The sequence below is a fragment of the Polaribacter sp. Hel_I_88 genome, assembly GCF_000687935.1.
In the GTDB taxonomy this organism is placed as follows: domain Bacteria; phylum Bacteroidota; class Bacteroidia; order Flavobacteriales; family Flavobacteriaceae; genus Polaribacter.
On sequence record NZ_JHZZ01000001.1, the window covers coordinates 2,176,446 to 2,195,735 of the forward strand.

The 19,290-nt window shown below is 33.1% G+C and carries 15 protein-coding genes; 10 read left to right on the top strand and 5 right to left on the bottom strand.

What is annotated here, in order from left to right; translation table 11 throughout:
• Nucleotides 1-28 precede the first annotated feature (28 nt).
• From gltB to P161_RS0109820, 4 genes are all read right to left on the bottom strand, one after another.
• On the bottom strand, nt 29-4,540 hold the full coding sequence (gene gltB, locus P161_RS0109805; protein WP_026776824.1) for a glutamate synthase large subunit: 4,512 nt from the start codon (nt 4,538-4,540) through the stop codon (nt 29-31).
• Between the two features lie 217 nt (nt 4,541-4,757).
• Nucleotides 4,758-5,987: an ammonium transporter gene (locus tag P161_RS0109810; RefSeq protein WP_026776825.1), complete on the bottom strand. Its 1,230-nt coding sequence runs from the start codon at nt 5,985-5,987 to the stop codon at nt 4,758-4,760.
• Nucleotides 5,988-5,993: 6 nt separating this feature from the next.
• A complete protein-coding gene (locus P161_RS0109815) occupies nt 5,994-6,344 on the bottom strand; it encodes a P-II family nitrogen regulator (protein ID WP_026776826.1) in 351 nt (116 codons plus the stop codon).
• 81 nt (nt 6,345-6,425) lie between these two features.
• Nucleotides 6,426-7,421: an outer membrane beta-barrel protein gene (locus tag P161_RS0109820; RefSeq protein ID WP_026776827.1), complete on the bottom strand. Its 996-nt coding sequence runs from the start codon at nt 7,419-7,421 to the stop codon at nt 6,426-6,428.
• 273 nt (nt 7,422-7,694) lie between these two features.
• Between P161_RS0109820 and P161_RS0109825 the strand changes: the two genes are divergently transcribed.
• Entirely contained in the window at nt 7,695-8,486 is a 792-nt protein-coding gene (locus tag P161_RS0109825) for a pseudouridine synthase (RefSeq protein WP_026776828.1), read from the top strand.
• A gap of 594 nt (nt 8,487-9,080) precedes the next feature.
• Here P161_RS0109825 and P161_RS0109830 read toward each other — a convergent pair.
• Entirely contained in the window at nt 9,081-10,223 is a 1,143-nt protein-coding gene (locus tag P161_RS0109830) for an acyl-CoA dehydrogenase (RefSeq protein ID WP_026776829.1), read from the bottom strand.
• 89 nt (nt 10,224-10,312) lie between these two features.
• On the opposite strand from P161_RS0109830, the gene P161_RS0109835 reads away from it, so the two are divergent.
• The 9 genes from P161_RS0109835 to P161_RS0109875 all read left to right on the top strand — a co-directional run bounded on the left by P161_RS0109835 (nt 10,313) and on the right by P161_RS0109875 (nt 19,062).
• Nucleotides 10,313-11,371: an anhydro-N-acetylmuramic acid kinase gene (locus tag P161_RS0109835; RefSeq protein WP_026776830.1), complete on the top strand. Its 1,059-nt coding sequence runs from the start codon at nt 10,313-10,315 to the stop codon at nt 11,369-11,371.
• A gap of 248 nt (nt 11,372-11,619) precedes the next feature.
• Nucleotides 11,620-12,852: a Glu/Leu/Phe/Val dehydrogenase dimerization domain-containing protein gene (locus P161_RS0109840; RefSeq protein ID WP_026776831.1), complete on the top strand. Its 1,233-nt coding sequence runs from the start codon at nt 11,620-11,622 to the stop codon at nt 12,850-12,852.
• A gap of 22 nt (nt 12,853-12,874) precedes the next feature.
• The gene (gene nhaD / locus P161_RS0109845) at nt 12,875-14,278 is read left to right on the top strand and encodes a sodium:proton antiporter NhaD (protein ID WP_026776832.1); all 1,404 of its coding nucleotides are present in this window, start codon (nt 12,875-12,877) and stop codon (nt 14,276-14,278) included.
• A 143-nt stretch (nt 14,279-14,421) separates the two neighbouring features.
• Nucleotides 14,422-15,111, top strand: a complete 690-nt coding sequence (locus tag P161_RS0109850) for a MotA/TolQ/ExbB proton channel family protein (protein WP_026776833.1) — start codon at nt 14,422-14,424, stop codon at nt 15,109-15,111.
• 92 nt (nt 15,112-15,203) lie between these two features.
• Nucleotides 15,204-15,596: a biopolymer transporter ExbD gene (locus P161_RS0109855; RefSeq protein WP_026776834.1), complete on the top strand. Its 393-nt coding sequence runs from the start codon at nt 15,204-15,206 to the stop codon at nt 15,594-15,596.
• 47 nt (nt 15,597-15,643) lie between these two features.
• Entirely contained in the window at nt 15,644-16,474 is an 831-nt protein-coding gene (locus P161_RS0109860) for an energy transducer TonB (RefSeq protein ID WP_026776835.1), read from the top strand.
• 194 nt (nt 16,475-16,668) lie between these two features.
• Entirely contained in the window at nt 16,669-17,094 is a 426-nt protein-coding gene (locus P161_RS0109865) for an adenylyltransferase/cytidyltransferase family protein (RefSeq protein WP_026776836.1), read from the top strand.
• 11 nt (nt 17,095-17,105) lie between these two features.
• On the top strand, nt 17,106-17,537 hold the full coding sequence (locus P161_RS0109870) for an adenylyltransferase/cytidyltransferase family protein (RefSeq protein ID WP_026776837.1): 432 nt from the start codon (nt 17,106-17,108) through the stop codon (nt 17,535-17,537).
• A 205-nt stretch (nt 17,538-17,742) separates the two neighbouring features.
• Nucleotides 17,743-19,062, top strand: a complete 1,320-nt coding sequence (locus P161_RS0109875) for a UDP-glucose/GDP-mannose dehydrogenase family protein (RefSeq protein ID WP_026776838.1) — start codon at nt 17,743-17,745, stop codon at nt 19,060-19,062.
• The last annotated feature ends 228 nt before the right edge of the window (nt 19,063-19,290 follow it).

The following is a 19,290-nucleotide window of genomic DNA, read 5'->3' on the forward strand; positions in this document are numbered from 1 at the left end:
CTAATAACCAATAACCATCAACTAAATACTATGCTATTGTTAATTCTTCGAACATTGGTTCTTCTGTTTCTAAACGTTGTAATGCTTTTTTGTATTCAGTTGGCATTACTTTTACAAAGTTGTGTAAACTTGTTTCCCAATCTGCTAACAAATCAGCACCTCTTTTGCTATCCGTATATAAAACATGTTTTTCAATTGTTGCTTTTAATTCAGCAGCATTTTCCTCTGAAATTTCTTCAAATTCGATGGTTTCTGTGTTGCACAATCCGTTTACAAATTTGTTTTCTGGATCATACACATAGGCAATTCCACCACTCATTCCTGCTGCAAAATTTCTTCCTGTTTTTCCTAAAACAATTACTTTACCACCAGTCATGTATTCACAACAATGATCTCCAACACCTTCTACAACTGCAGTTGCTCCAGAGTTACGAACTGCAAAACGTTCTCCTGCAATTCCATTGATATACGCTTGTCCATCAACAGCACCAAACATACAAACGTTTCCGACTATGATATTGTCTTCGGCTAAAAAGTCTGCTGTTGGTGGTTTTTTAACGATTAATTTCGCTCCAGATAATCCTTTTCCTAAATAATCGTTTGTGTTTCCTTCTAAAATAAAAGTTAAACCATGAGCTCCAAAAGCTCCAAAACTTTGTCCTGCAGAACCTTTAAAATTAATATTTAAGGTGTCTTCAGGCAACCCTAAATGACCGTAAATCTTAGAAATTTCGTTACTTACAATAGCTCCAACTGTTCTGTTTGTGTTTTTAATAGGATAATTTAAAGTCATTTTTTCCTTACGATATAATGCTCTATGAGAATCTTTTAAAATCGTGAAATCTAAAACGCTTTCTAAATTATGTTCTTGTTTTTCGGTATTACTAACCACTAATTTTCTGTAAGAATCTGGTCTGTGTAAAATACTAGATAAATCTAATCCTTTTGCTTTGTAATGTTTGATGGCTCTATTGGCATTAATTTTATGCGTTTGCCCAACCATTTCTGCCAACGTTCTAAACCCTAATTGTGCCATAATTGCTCTTAATTCTTCAGCTATGTAATAGAAGAAGTTAATTACGTGTTCTGGAGTTCCTTTAAAGTTTTTACGCAATTCCTTATCTTGAGTTGCAATACCAACAGGACAAGTATTTAAATGACATTTACGCATCATAATACAACCTGAAGCTACTAAAGGAGCAGTTGCAAAACCAAATTCTTCTGCACCCAACAATGCTGCAATAGCAACATCTCTTCCTGTTTTTAATTGACCATCACATTCCACTACAATTCTACTTCGTAAACTGTTCATTACTAAAGTTTGTTGTGCTTCTGCCAAACCAAGTTCCCAAGGTAAACCTGCATGTTTCAAAGAAGTTAAAGGTGATGCTCCTGTTCCTCCATCATAACCAGAAATCAATACAACATCTGCTTTTGCTTTGGCAACACCAGCAGCAATGGTTCCAACTCCAACTTCTGAAACTAATTTTACATTAATTCTTGCTTCACGATTGGCATTTTTTAAATCGAAAATAAGTTGTGCTAAATCTTCAATAGAATAAATATCATGATGTGGAGGAGGAGAAATTAGTCCAACAAAAGGCGTTGAGTTTCTTGCAGCAGCAATCCAAGGTAAAACTTTGTAACCAGGTAATTGACCACCTTCACCAGGTTTTGCACCTTGTGCCATTTTAATCTGAATTTCTCTTGCGTTTGTTAAATAGTGAGAAGTAACACCAAATCTACCAGAAGCAACTTGCTTTATAGCAGAGTTTCTACTATCACCATTCATGTCTTTTTGGAAACGTTTTCTGTCTTCTCCACCTTCACCAGAATTCGATTTACCACCAATTCTGTTCATAGCAATCGCTAAATTTTCGTGTGCTTCTCTAGAGATGGATCCATAAGACATGGCACCCGTTTTAAAACGTTTTACAATATCTGTCCAAGGTTCTACTTCCTCTAAAGGAATTGGATCTAAATTATCAAACTCAAACAAACCACGAATGGTCATTAAGTTTTCTGCTTGCTCATTGATGGCTTTTGCATACACATCATAACTTGTTTGATCACTTAAACGAACTGCTTGTTGTAATTTAGAAACTGTTGTTGGGTTGAATAAATGACGCTCGCCATTTCTTCTCCATCTATAGTCACCTCCAATATTTAATCCTAAATTCTTATCAATTTGATTATCTGGATACGCTTGTTTGTAACGTTGGTCAATTTCTTTTTCAATTTCATACAAGCCAATACCTTCAATTCTTGAAGCTGTGTATGGGAAATATTTTTCTACAAATTGTGAGTTAAAGCCAACAATTTCAAAAATTTGAGAACCTCTATACGAATGTAAGGTTGAGATTCCGATTTTATTCATCACTTTTAACAAGCCTTTGCCAATAGCCGTGTTAAAATTATCGACTGCTTTTTGCTCATCCATATCAGTAATAAAACCTTCTTTTACTTGCATTCTGATAATTTCATTCACCATATAAGGGTTGATGGCACTTGCTCCATATCCAAATAAAGTTGCAAAATGATGAGGTTCTCTAGGCTCTGCAGATTCTATTATAATATCGAAATAAGAACGTTTACGTAAACGATTTAATTGATGATTTACAAATGAACAAGCTAATAAAGCAGGTATTGGTGCTAATTCTTGATTGACACCTCTATCTGATAAAATAATAATATTATTTTTATTTTCTAATGCTTTTTCAACTTGAATAACAATGTTATCCAAAGCATTTTCTATACCATTTAAACCTTCTGATTTTTTATATAAAATCTGAATCGTTGCTGCTTTGAAACTTTCAATATCAATGCTTCTAATTTTTTCTAAATCGGCATTTGAGATGACAGGATTCTGAATTCTTAATTTTCTACATTGTCTGTCTGTAATGCTGAAAATGTTTCTGTCTTTCCCTAAATTTAAACTAATATCCGTTACAATTTCTTCACGAATTCCATCTAAAGGCGGATTGGTAACTTGCGCAAATAATTGCTTAAAATAGTTTGATATCAACTGAGGTCTGTCAGATAAAACTGCTAAAGGAGTGTCAATTCCCATAGATCCTAAAGCCTCTTTACCAACTTGTGCCATTGGTGTGATTACTTCTTGAATATCTTCGAACGTGTAATTAAATAAACGTTGACGTGTTTTAATATCAATGGTTTCTATAGGGCAAGTTTCATTTGTGTACGGAACATCTTTTAAATGCAAACGTGTACTATCTAACCATTCTTGGTAAGGTCTTTCAGAAACAATTTTATTTTTTATTTCTTCATCTTCAATAATTCGTCCTTTATTCATATCCACCAAGAACATTTTTCCTGGCTCTAATCTTCCATGTTTTTTTACGTCTGATGGATCGATGTTTACAACACCAATTTCCGATGACATAATTAGTTTTCCACTTTTGGTAACTGTATATCTAGAAGGTCTTAAACCATTTCTATCTAACAACGCTCCAATATAATCTCCATCTGTAAAAGGTACAGAAGCTGGACCATCCCAAGGTTCCATAATACAACCATTGTATTCGTAAAAAGCTTTTCGCTCTTTAGCCATGGTTGCATGTTTTTCCCAGGCTTCAGGAATCATCATCATCATAATTTCTGGTAAAGATCGTCCTGTGTGCGTTAATAGCTCAACAACCATATCCATAGAAGCAGAATCTGATTTTCCTGGTAAAATAATTGGGAATAATTTTTCAATCTGTGGACCAAACACATCGCTTTTCATGATTTCTTCACGCACACGCATTCTACTTACATTTCCACGTAAGGTGTTAATTTCTCCATTCTGACACATATGTCTAAAAGGTTGTGCTAACTCCCAAGTTGGCATTGTGTTTGTGGAAAAACGTTGGTGCACTAAAGCCAAACGTGTTACTAAATCTATTTCTTGTAAGTCTTTATAATAAGGGCCAATATCTTCTGGCATAATAATGCCTTTATAGATAAGGGTTGTGATGGATAAACTTGGTACGTAAAAAAAGTTACTTTCAGAAATTTTAGAATTTCTAATGGTATGTTCTGCTATTTTTCGAGCAGCATATAGTTTTGCTTTAAAAGCAGCTTCAGTAAGATCATCTGTTTTACCAACAAATAACTGCTCTATAGCTGGTTCTGATGCTAAAGCGATTGCTCCTAATTGTGAAGAATCTACAGGTACTTTTCTCCAGCCTAAAATAGCTAAACCTTGTGCTGTAAGTTCTTTTTCGAAAGTAGTTTTACAAAAATTATATTGATTGGAAACCTTTGGTAAAAAAACCATACCTACTGCATATTCTCTTCTTTCAGGAATTGGAAAATCGCAGACTCTTTGAAAGTATTCGTGAGGAATATCAATTAATAATCCAGCACCATCTCCTGTTTTTCCATCTGCACTAACACCACCTCTATGTTCTAGTTTTACGAGTATTTCTAGTGCATCATGTATAATTTGATTTGTTTTGTCGCCATTCAAATTACAAATAAAACCTGCACCACAATTTTCGTGTTCAAACTCTGGTAAATATAAGCCTTGTTTCTCCATAATATAATAAGTTATATTCACAAAGCTATGTATTTTGTTGCAGATAATTAAGTGTTTAGGAGCTTTTGATGTGATTTTTATGACGAAATGAATATAAGTGTGTAAAAATAATATTTATGATAATTAAGTGAGGTTTAATTGTCAAATTCATAAAAACAAGAAAATTACCCTAAAGAAATGAATCTTTAAGGTAATTTAGATGTTAAAAAGTAACTTATTAGTTGTCGTTTAAACGAAAATCTGGATATGCATCCATACCATGTTCATGCGAATCTAAACCTTCTACTTCTTCTTTTTCACTTACTCTTATGCCCATAGTTTTCTTTAAAGTAAAGATAATAATGAATGTTGAAACGATACAAAAAGCTGCGTAACAACCAACACCTGTTAATTGAATTAAGAAGGTGTGATCTGGATTTGTAGAAAAAATACCTACTGCTAAAGTTCCCCAAATACCACAAATTAAATGCACTGCAATAGCTCCAACAGGATCATCTAATTTAATAGCATCGATGAAAGCAACAGCAAATACAATCAATGCACCTGCAATACCACCAATAATAATAGCGCTTTCTGGCGTCATTACATCTGCACCAGCAGTAATACCAACTAAACCTCCTAATATTCCGTTTAAGAACATTGTTAAATCTAAATTCTTATACTTTATAAAAGAAACCAAAGCAGCTACTACACCACCTGCAGCAGCAGCCAGACAAGTTGTAACTAAAGTTAATGATGTTAAAGCAGGGTCTGCAGATAAAACTGAACCACCATTAAAACCAAACCAACCTAACCAAAGAATTAAAACTCCTGCAGTTGCTAATGGAATGTTGTGTCCTGGAATTGCTTGTGCTTTTCCGTCTTTAAATTTACCAATTCTTGGGCCTAATAACCAAACAGCTACTAAAGCTGCCCAACCACCAACTGAATGTACTAAGGTAGAACCTGCGAAATCATAAAACCCCATTTGGTCTAAGAATCCTCCACCCCATTTCCAAGAACCTGCAATTGGGTATACTAAACCAACGTAGATTACTACGAAAATCATAAAAGCGCCAATTTTCATTCTTTCAGCTACTGCACCAGAAACAATTGTTGCTGCTGTTGCTGCAAACATTCCTTGAAATAAGAAATCTGTCCACCAAGTATAACCTCCACTAGCATATTCTGGAGTCATTCCGTTTTCAGGAGCTGCAATTCCAAAACCTGCAAAATCAAAGAAACCTGCAGAACCTTCTGCGAAACCAGGGTACATTAAGTTGAATCCTGCTATGTAGTATAGTAGTAAACCTACTGTAATGATAAATATGTTTTTGAATAAAATGTTTATTGTGTTTTTTTGTCTTGTCAACCCAATTTCTAAAAATGCAAAACCTGTGTGCATAAAGAAAACGAGTGCTGTACAGATCATCATCCATACGTTATTTGCTGTAAATAATCCTTCCATGTTTTTTTATTTTGATGTTTTCTTTAATGTTGATCCTCCTTTTTCTCCAGTTCTTATTCTGTAAGCTTCTGTAATGTCTGATACAAATATTTTACCATCACCAACATCTCCTGTTGCAGCCGATTTTAGTAAGGCGTCTATGGTTATTTTTTCAAAATCGTCATTAACAACAATCGATAAGTATCTTCTTTGAATGTCGCTTGTGCTATAGCTAATACCTCTGTAAACATGCCCTTCTTTTTCGTTACCTAAACCAGTAACATCCCAGTAAGAGAAAAAGTTTACGTCTACTTGGTGCAATGCTTCTTTGACTGCACTAAATTTCGATTTTCTAATAATCGCTTCTATTTTTTTCATTTTAAAATTATTTTGATTACTACTTAACTTATTTTAAAGAATCACACAATGTTTAAACTGTGTGATTCTTTGCTGTTTTTTTTAGAAAGAATATACTGCTGCAATCGTTAATGTAGAAGTACTTTTTTCTGTTGGAAACGCTTCAATAATGAAATCATCTGAAGAATCAAATCTTAAATCCGTAATTAATTTTAAGTTTCCTGTTAATGAAACATTTGCACTTACTGTAATAGCTGTTACAGATTCATCTGCATTTGCATCACCATTTAATTGAAACAATTCAGGTCTTACTCCTAAAGCGAATGTATCTGAAAAAGTGTTTTGTAAATACAAAGCTGCACCTTGATATCCAGTTTGGTCATCACTAGAGGTTACATACGCAGCGTTTATTCCTAAGAAGAAAGTTTCAGAAAGATCAAAACCTCCTGTATAATCTAAGAAAATATAATCTTTTGCTGAAGTTGCATCTACAGCACCAGCAATAAAGTTTAAGTATTGTCCTTTATACCCAATTTGTGCTCCAAATTGTGTAGCATCTGCAAAATTACCATCTGCACTTGTAAGTGCATGTGCATTAGTTACTGCAAGCATTAACGATAGGTCTTCAGAAACAGCATAATCTGCTTTAATACCAGTATGCGAAAATGGACCCGCATTAAATAAATAAGAAACTGTATAATTAAAGTTCGCTGCTGGAGAAATAACTTCATACCCTAAAAAAGTATTGAATTGCCCTGCAGTAAACGTTAATTTATCGGTTGCTTTGTAGTAAGCATATAATTGGTTAATTGCTCCAGCTAAATTTGCATCGTCTGCTTTTGGACCAAATGCTAAATCTGCAACAACTCCAGCTTTTCCTTTTTCGTAAGCAAAAACGGTGTTTGCAAAACCTAAACCAAAAGCATTCGCATTTTCTGGATTGGCAATTAAAATACCAGGCGTTCCAGGGTCTTTTGTAAAATTAGTAGTTCCATATACGTCAACAGTTCCACTTAATGTAAAAGTTCCTTTGTCTTCTTCTTGTGCATTTACTATTAAAGTACTTGCCAATAATAATGAGAAAATAATTTTTTTCATAATGATGTTCTTTTAGTTTGTTATTATTTTTTGTTGTTTGAACGGGGTAAATGTAGATATTAAAATCAAACTAACAAGGGGGTTCATTTTCGAAAACGTTGTAATTTTTATATGTACCCTCAAAAAAAAGGGGGTTATTTTACCATAAACCTATTTTTGGTTTTTTTTAACATATAAAATATAGGGTTCGTAAAAAAGAAGCTTATTATTTTGAGATATTCATAAAAATGCATCTTTTGTAAAAAAAAATGTAATTATTGTATATTTGGACATATGAAATACGCAATTTCTTACTTAATTTCTTTACAATTCTTCGGTTTTCGGTTTTCTGGATGGCAAAAACAGACCAATGCTAAAACTTTGCATGATATCGTTGATAAAAGTTTGTCCTTTGTGCTTAAAAATGAGGTATATAAAACGATTGGAGTGGGTAGAACCGATGCAAAGGTTTCTGCAAATTCCTATTATTTGCAACTTTTTACCAACGAAATTTTAGAGGAATCGTCTTTTGTGGAGTTGTTAAATGCTAATTTTCCTCCAGATTTTAGGGCAATTTCTATTCAAAAGGTTGATAGAAGTTTTAATATTATTAAGGCTGATAAAATAAAAGAGTATCATTATTACTTTTCTTTTGGAGAGAAAAACCATCCTTTTGCTGCGCCTTTTATGGTTAATATTGATGAGAATTTAAATATTGATTTGATGCAAAAAGGCGCAAAACTCTTTGAGGGCGAGCACTATTTTCATAAATATTGTACAAAACCATCAGCAAAAACAATTTTTAAAAGAGTAATTGATGCTTGTGAAATTGTAGAAAATGATGTTTTGGTGGCGAACTTTTTCCCAGAAAAGTCTTATATATTTAAGGTGAAAGGAAAAGGTTTTCTGCGATATCAAGTGCGTTTAATGATGGCAACTTTATTTGAACTCGGAAAAGGAAATCTAGATTTACAGTTTATTGAAGCTTCTTTAAAAGTAGATAATGATCGGAAGTTTATGAGAAATAATGCACCTTCTTCTGGTTTGCAGTTGCATGATATAGAGTTGCTTAAAAGTTTAAAATAAACTATCTACTGTAATATTATTATCAATTAAGCCAAGGCTATGTTTGTTTTCAATAATACTATAGGTAGATATTAAAGTTATAAAAACACACCACATTTAGCAAGTGATAATTTTTAAAATTGTGTAATTTAATTAATGATTGTAGTGTTATTTAAATTCAAAAAATGAAACTTTACTTTAATTTTTTTAAGAATTTATAAAGATAATATTGTAAAAAATACTTTAAGAAAAAGCACGTATTATTCTGTTTTTCAATTTTTAAGATTAATTTGAATTTTTAATTACTAAAGTCCTCAAAGGGTTCGAAACCCTTTGAGGGCTGAATTAAATATGAAATAAATTCTATCTAAACCAATTCGTTCATAAATACGCCTGCGTGAGCGATAGGAATGGCATCCTTTTTAAATGTAAATAAATAAGCAATTTGTTTTTTAATAATGAGATTGCCACAGTTTACAAAAAAGTAAACTTCTCAAAGACAAATTTAAAAAGATATAATGGATAGCGCTTTTTTTGTATTTCACAAAAACACGCCCAAAAGAAAAATCCACCTTTTAAAAAGATGGATTATTGACACTATATATAATGAGTTGGTTATCCTTTGATAACGCCTCTAGAAATTACAATTTTTTGGATTTCAGATGTTCCCTCGTAAATCTGCGTAATTTTTGCATCACGCATTAAACGCTCTACATGATATTCTTTAACGAAACCATTTCCACCATGAATTTGCACAGCCTCTACAGTTTGTTCCATCGCAACTTTACTTGCGTATAGTTTTGCCATTGCTGATGCCATATCATAATTTTCTTTGCGGTCTTTTATCCAAGCAGCTTTCATTACTAACATTCTTGCAGCTTCAATTTCTGTATACATATCTGCCAATTTAAAGGCAATGGCTTGGTGGTTGCAGATCTCTGTTCCAAATGCTTTACGTTCTTTAGAGTATTTTAAAGCCAATTCGTAACCTCCAGCTGCAATTCCTAAGGCTTGTGCTGCAATTCCGATTCTTCCACCAGAAAGTGTTTTCATGGCGAATTTAAATCCAAAACCATCTTCACCAATTCTGTTTTCTTTAGGTACTTTTACGTCGTTAAATTGTAGTGTATGCGTATCAGAACCTCTAATACCTAATTTATCTTCTTTAGGGCCTATATGAAAGCCTTCAGCTCCTTTTTCCACGATAAAAGCATTGATTCCTCTATGTCCTTTTTCTCTGTCTGTTTGTGCAATTACCAAATAAACGTCTGCTCGTCCACCACTTGTAATCCAGTTTTTTGTTCCGTTAATTACATAATGATCTCCTTTGTCAATAGCAGTTGTTGCTTGAGAGGTTGCGTCAGAACCAGCTTCTGGCTCGCTTAAACAAAAAGCCCCAACAGATTCACCTGTTGCTAATTTTGTTAAATATTTTTCTTTTTGTGCTTCAGAACCATAAGATTCTAAACCATAACAAACTAAAGAATTGTTTACAGAAACTATTACAGAAGCAGAAGCATCAATTTTTGATAATTCTTCCATAACTAATACGTAAGAAATAGTATCCATACCACTTCCTCCATATTTTGGATCTACCATAATTCCCATAAAACCTAAATCGCCCATTTTTTTGACCAATTCTTGTGGGAATTCCTGTTTATTGTCTCTTTCAATAACGCCAGGTAATAATTCTGTTTGTGCAAAATCTCTTGCTGCATCACGAATCATGATATGCTCTTCTGTTAAGCTAAAATCCATAGGTATGTTTTGTTATATTCTTAATTTACGAGTGCAAATATATCGATTTCGTAACATATTTTCAATAGACTTTTATTATTTTTACTGATATGATTATAAACGAAACTTTTGCTATTGGTTTAATGTCTGGTACTTCGTTAGACGGAATTGATTTGGTGTATGTTTGTTTTCAAAATGATGATGCTAAGAGCTTTAAAATTCTACACGCAGAAACCATTCCATATTCCAAAGAATGGAAGCTGCTTTTGCAAAATGCTATTTTTTCTGATGAAGCTACTTTGCAAGAATTAGACATTACCTATGGGCAATTTTTAGGAGGGATTCTCAATAATTTTATCAGCAATTATAAAATTACCAAGATTGATTTTATTGCCTCACATGGACATACTATTTTACATCAACCTGAAAAAGGAATTACCTTACAAATAGGAAATGGACAAGAAATTGCGAAAATCACCAATCAAAAAGTGGTGTGCGATTTTAGAACACAAGATGTAAAATTGGGAGGTCAAGGAGCGCCTTTAGTTCCTATTGGTGATGAATTGCTATTTTCGGAATATGATTTTTGTGTAAATCTAGGTGGCTTTTCGAATGTGTCCTATCATAAGGATAACAAAAGAATAGCTTTTGATATTTGTCCTGTAAATATTGTTTTGAACTTTTACGCCAATAAAATCGGTTTAGCATACGATGCCTCTGGTAAAATTGCATCCGAAGGAAAAATAAACGAAACACTCTTAGGTAAATTAAATGCACTTGCGTTTTATCAACAGCAACCTCCAAAATCGTTAGGATTGGAATGGGTGCAAACCACTATTTTTCCTTTAATTGATGCACTTGAAACTGATGTTCCATCAATCTTAAGAACTTTTGTGGCGCATATTGCCATCCAAATAAGTAAGGTGATTACTAAAAACAATCAAGTTTTATTTACTGGTGGAGGTGTTTTTAATACTTTTTTAATGGATGAAATTCAGCAACATGCAAAATCTAGAATTAGTTTGCCAACAAAAGAATTAATCGATTATAAAGAGGCGTTAATTTTTGCTTTCTTAGGATTGTTGAAAGTTACGAATCAAATTAATTGTTTGCAATCGGTTACTGGTGCAAGCAAAGATCATTCGTCGGGTGTTATTTTTTATCCATAAGTTGTCATTTTTTAAAATGATGATTCTAGATTCAAAAGAAAATTGAATTCGGATTTTGAGGAATTCTTTTCAAATAAATATTTTAAAAGTTACAAATTTTACAGTAAGTTTGTCCTTAACACGAATAATTAATAATAATACTTAAAATTAATTTAAAAATGAATCAACTTTAGCAATGCTACTCAGGTTTTTAAGGAAAATTGCATTTGAAAATAAACAATGAAGTTGAAAAATCATCAAAATTAAACATGAAAGAATTATTAAAAATATACGAAAACAAACAACCAGAAATTGTGTTTCATTGGAAAGATCAAGAAACAGATGCTGAAGGTTGGGCAGTGATAAACTCTTTAAGAGGAGGAGCTGCAGGAGGTGGAACTAGAATGAGACAAGGTTTGGATATGAACGAAGTTTTATCGCTGGCAAAAACCATGGAAGTAAAATTTACGGTTTCTGGACCCGCTATTGGTGGCGCAAAATCGGGGATTAACTTCGATCCAAATGATCCAAGAAAAAGAGGTGTTTTAGAACGCTGGTATAAAGCAGTAACTCCATTGTTAAAACATTATTATGGAACAGGTGGCGATTTAAATGTTGATGCAGATAAAGATGTAATTCCAATTACAGAAGACTGTGGTGTTTGGCATCCTCAAGAAGGGATTTTTAACGGACATTTTAAACCAACAGAAGCTGATAAAATTAATAGAATTGGGCAACTACGTTTAGGCGTTATTAAAGTAATTGAAGACGAACATTTTTCGCCAGATATTTCTAGAAAATATACAGTTGCAGATATGTTAACAGGTTATGGAGTAGCAGAAGCTGTAAGGCATTATTATGATATTTATGGTGGAACTATTGTTGGTAAAAGAGCTATTGTACAAGGTTTTGGAAATGTAGGTGCAGCAGCAGCCTATTATTTAACCCAATTAGGTGCAAAAGTAGTTGGAATTATAGACAGGCAAGGAGGAGTCATCAATGAAAAAGGATTCACAAAAGATGAAATGACTACATTATTTTTATCGAAAGATGGCAATCAATTAGCCTCAAAAAACATGATTCCTTTTACAGAAATAAATGAAAAAATTTGGAGTTTGCCAGCAGAGATATTTGTGCCTGCAGCAGCATCAAGATTGGTTTCTCAAGAGCAAGTGCAACAAATGATTAATACAGGATTGGAAGTAATATCTCCAGGAGCCAATGTGCCTTTTGCGGATAAAGAAATTTTCTTTGGCCCTATTATGGAACATACAGACAATCACATAAGCTTGTTACCAGATTTTATTTCTAATTGTGGAATTGCAAGAGTTTTTGCCTATTTAATGGAAGCTAGAGTTACCTTGCCAATGCAAGACAAAGCTATTTTTGATGATACCTCAAATACCATAAAAAAAGCATTACAAAAAACATTTAACAAGAGTGCGTCAAAAACAAAAATTTGCTCAACAGCATTTGAAATCGCATTAAAACAACTAATTTAAACGAAACAAATTAAACTAAGATATGGAATCAATTATTATTATCGTATTTGTACTAGGGTATTTAGCCATTACTTTAGAGCATAATTTAAAATTAGACAAATTAATACCTGCCCTTATTATGATGGCAGTTTGTTGGGCTATTGTAGCGCTTGGTGTTGATAGTTTTACGAATTGGTTCGATTCTGCCAATCATGGACTGGTAGATGGTTTTGCATCTATGGCACATGATGATAAAATGCATTTGGTAGAAGAAACTTTATTGCATCATTTAGGGAAAACAGCGGAAATTTTAGTGTTCCTTTTAGGAGCGATGACCATCGTAGAAATTATCGATTATTTTGATGGATTCTCTACGATTAAAAATTACGTGAACTTTAAAGGAAAGAAAAAATTACTTTGGATGTTTGCAGTGTTAGCTTTTATTTTATCAGCAATTATTGATAATTTAACAGCAACTATCGTATTGATTTCTATTTTACAGAAAATTGTAAAAACAAGAGAGGATAGAATTTGGTTTGCAGGTTTAATTATTATTGCAGCCAATGCAGGTGGAGCTTTTTCTCCTATTGGAGACGTTACCACAACCATGCTTTGGATTGGAGATAAAGTAAGTACAGGCATGTTATTTACGTATTTATTTATTCCGTCATTATTATGTATGGTCGTGCCAACTTTTATCGCAACATTTTTACCAGCCTTTAAAGGAGAAATAGATTTTGACGAAAATGAAGTTGAAAAGCCAAAAAGTCCTCATAGTGCAAAAATGTTATATTTAGGTTTGGGTGCTATTTTATTTGTACCTGTGTTTAAAACAGTAACACATTTACCACCTTATGTAGGGATGATGTTGTCTTTAGGAATTGTAGCAACCTTTGCAGAAATCTATAGTAATTCTAAATTCTCTATTTCTACAGTAGAAGGAGAGCAAGCAGATGAGCACGAATCTGGAGCACACCACAGTCCAGTACATTCATCATTATCAAAAATTGAAATGCCAAGTATTTTATTTTTCTTAGGAATTTTAATGGCTGTTGCAGCCTTAGAATCGTTGGGAATTTTATTCAACTTTGCAGATAGTTTAAAACAAGGAATTCCTTTAATAGGATCTGAATTAGCAGGAACAGGAGTTTCTGATTTAGTGGTAATTTTATTAGGAATTGGTTCTGCAGTCATTGACAACGTACCTTTAGTAGCTGCGAGTTTAGGAATGTTTTCTGAACCTATGGACAATCCTTTATGGCACTTTATAGCATTTTCTGCAGGTACAGGAGGTTCTATGTTAATTATTGGTTCTGCTGCTGGAGTGGTAGCCATGGGTATGGAAAAAATAGATTTTTTCTGGTATATTAAAAAAATATCTTGGTTGGCATTAATTGGTTTTTTGGTAGGTTCTATAGCCTTTATAGTGATAAGATCATTTATATAAGACACTAATTATAAATTATAATAAATGTCATTTTGTAAAATTACGGAATGGCATTTTTTTTGATAAATAAAAATTGATTCTTGTATAAGAACAATTTTAAAAAAGAATACTCGTTACTAATATAGAATTTAAAAAATAGCTGAATGTTATCATTTTTTCAAGAAAATACTGAGTTGTTAGCAGAAACTGTTCAGGAAGAAAAAACCTTATCGATCTATAATTTAATTATGGATGGTGGTTTAGGAGGGCAAATCATTATAGGTATTCTATTTGTGCTTTTAGCGGTTGGTTTGTATATTTATTTTGAACGTTTTTTTGCCATTAAAGCTGCTTCTAAAATTGATGTAAATTTTATGAATCAAATTAAAGATTATGTTACCAATGGAAAATTAGATTCAGCAAATGCGTTGTGCAAGAGTAAAAACACACCTACAGCACGTTTGATTGGAAAAGGAATTTCGAGAATTGGAAAGCCTTTGGAAGATATCAATACTGCTATTGAAACCGCAGGAAAGTTAGAGGTGTATCAATTGGAAAAAAACGTTTCTGTGTTGGCAACGATTGCAGGAGCTGCACCAATGATTGGTTTTTTAGGAACTGTGATTGGTATGATTGTAGCCATTCATGAAATTGCCAATGCTGGTGGTCAAATTGATATCAAATTACTTTCTGATGGTTTGTATACAGCTATGACCACTACAGTTGCAGGTTTAATTGTAGGAATTATTGCCTATGTAACTTACAATCATTTGGTGGTAAGAACCGATAAAGTAGTGTATCAAATGGAAGCAAAATCGGTTGAGTTTTTAGATTTGTTAAACGAACCAGTTTAAAAAAAACATTCAAAGTTTAACATTCAAGGTTCAAAGTTGATGACTTTTAACGCAAATCTTGAATTTTGAACTTTAAACCTTGAATCTAAAGTATGAATTTACGAGGAAGAAATAAAATAAATCCAACATTCAATATGTCGTCCATGACCGATATTGTTTTTTTATTGTTGATATTTTTTATGCTCACATCAACCTTAGTCACAGTCAGTGCCATTGATGTTTTGCTACCCAAAGCAGGAGGAAAAACAGAAAACAGCAAATCTGTGGCAGTTTCAATCACCAATGAGTCCTTTTTTTATATCGATAAAACACAAGTAAGTTCAGAGAATTTAGAGAGTGAAATTTTAAGAAGTGTGGGTTCAGATAAAAAGAAAACGATTATTATAAGAGGAGATAAAGATGTACCCTATAAAAACGTGATGCAGGTAATTGACATTGCCAACAAAAATAAATTAAAAATGATTTTAGCTGTGAATGCTAAATAAATAATTCATCCTGCAAGGTTTTAAAAACCTTGTAGGTATTTTATATGATGCCAATATTAGAAACAAAACATAAACGTAAATCAGCAGCAATAACAGCGGTTATTTTGTTGCTTTTGTTGTTTGTAGTCTTTAATTACGGAATGCAATACTTAGATCCTCCAGAAGAATATGGTTTGGCTATTAATTTTGGAGATGCCAATGTTGGGAGTGGAGAACCTGTTGAGTTTACTAAAAAAGCACCTACGCCTAGAGTTGTAGCGCAAGAACAAGAAGTAGTTGAAAAAGTAAAAGAAACGCCAAAAGAAATTCTCAAAGAAGAAATTATTACAAAAGAAACTGCTGAGGAAGTGCCTGTCGTAGAAAAGGTAAAAGAGGTAACAAAGCAACCTGTAAAAGAAGTTGTCAAAAAGGAAGTGCCGAAAGTAGTTCCAAAACCAAAACCTTCTAAAGAAACTACAGATGCTTTAAATAGTTTGTTAAACGGAACTACCTCAGATGGAAAAGCAACAGGAGAAGGAGATGATGCAAAAGAAGGTGTGAAAGGAAATGAAAATGGCGATCCAAATTCCAATAAGTATTATGGAAATACTGGAGGTGGCTCAGGAGGAAATTATAATTTAGCAGGAAGAAAAGCATTGCTGAAACCCATAAAAAAACCAGATTGTCAGGAGGAAGGTACCGTTGTTGTCAAAATTACGGTGGATAAAAACGGAAAAGTAATCAGTGCAATTCCTGGAGTAAAGGGCTCTACAAATACAGCGAAATGTTTATTAGACCCTGCCAAAGAAGCTGCCTTAAATACTACTTGGAATCAAGATGAAAAAGCACCTGTCAGTCAAACAGGCACTATCATTTATAAGTTTTCTCTAACAAAATAATGTGAAGCAGTTACACGTAAATCCATCTATTGATGAACAGTATCTATCTGTTTCTCAATGATGTTTGGTTTTTTATGTTGCTTGTTTTTAATATATTTATAGCAGTTTAAACAAAAAATCATCTAAAATTGATGCAATCAAAATCACATTTTTAGAGAATTAAAATTATATTTGAAGAAAAAATGGAGGAAAAAATGAAAAAAAAAGCAATCATAGTTTCAGGATATTTTAATCCAATTCACAAAGGCCATTTGGAGTATTTTAATAGCGCAAAAGCATTGGCAGATGAGTTGTTTGTGATTGTGAATAGCGATTTGCAAAGGGCTTTAAAAGGTTCTAAAGAATTTCAGGAAGAAGAGGAGCGCTTAATTATTGTACAAAATATGAAGGCTGTAGATAAAGCAATGATTTCTATAGATAAAGATAGAACTGTTTGTGAAACGATTAGAAGTCTTTCAGAAAAGTATGGAAAAGAATACGATTTAGGTTTTGCAAATGGGGGAGATCAAAACAATAATTCAATCCCAGAAGCTCCCATTTGTAAGGAGTTGAACATTCAGTTGATTGATGGCTTAGGAGATAAAATACAATCCTCATCTTGGTTGCTTAAGAAAAAATAAAAAATAGTATTATGAAAATAGGAATTACGTTTAGTGCCTTCGATTTATTGCATGCAGGGCATATCACCATGCTAGAAGACGCAAAAAGGCAATGCGATTATTTAATTTGTGGTTTGCAAACTAATCCAACCTTAGATCGTCCAGAAAAAAATATGCCTGTACAATCTGTGGTGGAAAGATACATTCAATTAAAGGGCTGTAAATTTGTAGATGAGGTTGTGCCTTATGCAACCGAACAAGATTTAGAAGATGTATTGCGTTCTTTTAAGATTGATGTACGAATTATAGGAGAAGAATACGCTAGCAAACAATTTACAGGAAGACAGTATTGTGAAGAAAAAGGAATTGATTTGTACTTTAATAAAAGAGAACATCGTTTTTCTAGCAGCGGATTAAGAAGAGAGGTGCAAGCTAAAGAAAATCTAAAAACGAAAGATAAATAGGTGTATCGTTTGTCGTTTGTCATTTTTCGAACAGCGAATTACGAAGAGTGAAGTTTGAAGCGTGAGGGGTGAAGTTAGAAGTTTGAGGTTTGAGGTTGGAAGAGTGAAGAACTAAGATCGTTTCTCGTCCATTTTTGACATTTCATAAAGAACGTGATACCAAAATCTAATGACGAAAATCGAACAACAAAATAAATAAATAAGATTGAATATTACCGTACTAGGAAGTGGTTATGTGGGATTAACTGCAGGAGCGTGTTTTGCAGAAATGGGAAATATAGTTACATGTGTGGATGTACATACACATAAAATCAAAAATTTACAGCAAGGTATCATTCCCATTTTTGAACCTGGTTTAGAGAGTTTAGTACTAAAAAACGTAGATAAAACCTTATTTTTTAAAACCAATTTAAAAGAGGGCAATGTAAATGCTGAAATCATCTTTATTGCTGTGGGTACTCCTACAAAAGAAGATCATGATGTTGATTTACACTATTTTTATCAGGCCGCAAAAGATATTGGACAGGCAATTACAAAAGAAACAATTATTGTAAATAAATCTACAGTTCCAGTTGGAACAGCAGATAAAGTCAAAGAAATTATTCAAAAAGAATTAATGGCTAGAAACGTGGAGGTAAAATTTCATGTAGTTTCGAATCCTGAATTTTTAAAAGAAGGGTCAGCAATTGTCGATTTTATGAAGCCAGACAGGGTAGTTATTGGAGCTGATACTGAAGTAGCTTTTCAAAAAATGGAGCAGTTATATTCTCCTTTTTTTAGAACCCATGATCGTTTTATACGAATGGACATTCGTTCTGCAGAAATGACCAAATATGCAGCCAATGCGATGTTGGCGACTAAGATTTCTTTTATGAATGAAATTGCGAATATTTGTGAAAAAGTTGGAGCAGATGCCAATAAAGTAAGAATTGGTATTGGCTCCGATAGTAGAATTGGCTATAACTTTATATATCCAGGAGCAGGTTATGGAGGTTCATGTTTTCCGAAAGACGTAAAAGCACTCCATAAAATAGCAAAAGATCATGGCTACAATGCAAAATTAATTGCTTCTGTAGAAGCTGTAAATGATGCACAAAAATTAATTATTTACAATAAAATTATACAAAGATTTGGAGCTGATTTAAAAGGGAAAACATTTGCCATGTGGGGCTTATCTTTTAAACCTGGTACAGATGATGTTCGTGAAGCCCCTTCTATTTTTGTCATCAAGGCATTATTGGCAAAAGGAGCAAAAATTAATGTTTACGATCCTAAAGCCATTGAAACTGCAAAACAATTTTATTTAAAAGACCTAGAAAATATTACCTATTTCGATGCTAAATATCAGGTGTTAGATGATGCAGAGGCGTTGATTTTAATGACGGAATGGAAAGAATTCCGTTCACCGGATTTTGAAGAAATTAAACTCAAATTAAAGGCTCCCATCATTTTTGATGGTAGAAACCAATACAATGTATTTCATCTGGAAGAAAAAGGATTTGAATATTATCAAATAGGAAAGTAACTGAGTTTCGTTTCTCGTTAATCATCCATCGTTATTCGAGGTACAAAATTGCAGGTTGGAAGTTGGTGGTATATAAGTCAGAAGTTGGAAGTTTGAAGTTGGAAGTCAGAAGTTGGAAGTTGGAAGAGAGTAGCTGGAAGTTGATGATTTGAAGTCAGAAGAGAGAGGCTGGAAGTTGGAAGTAGGAAGTCTGCAGCGTTCATATCGAACATTGCTTATGAAAACATG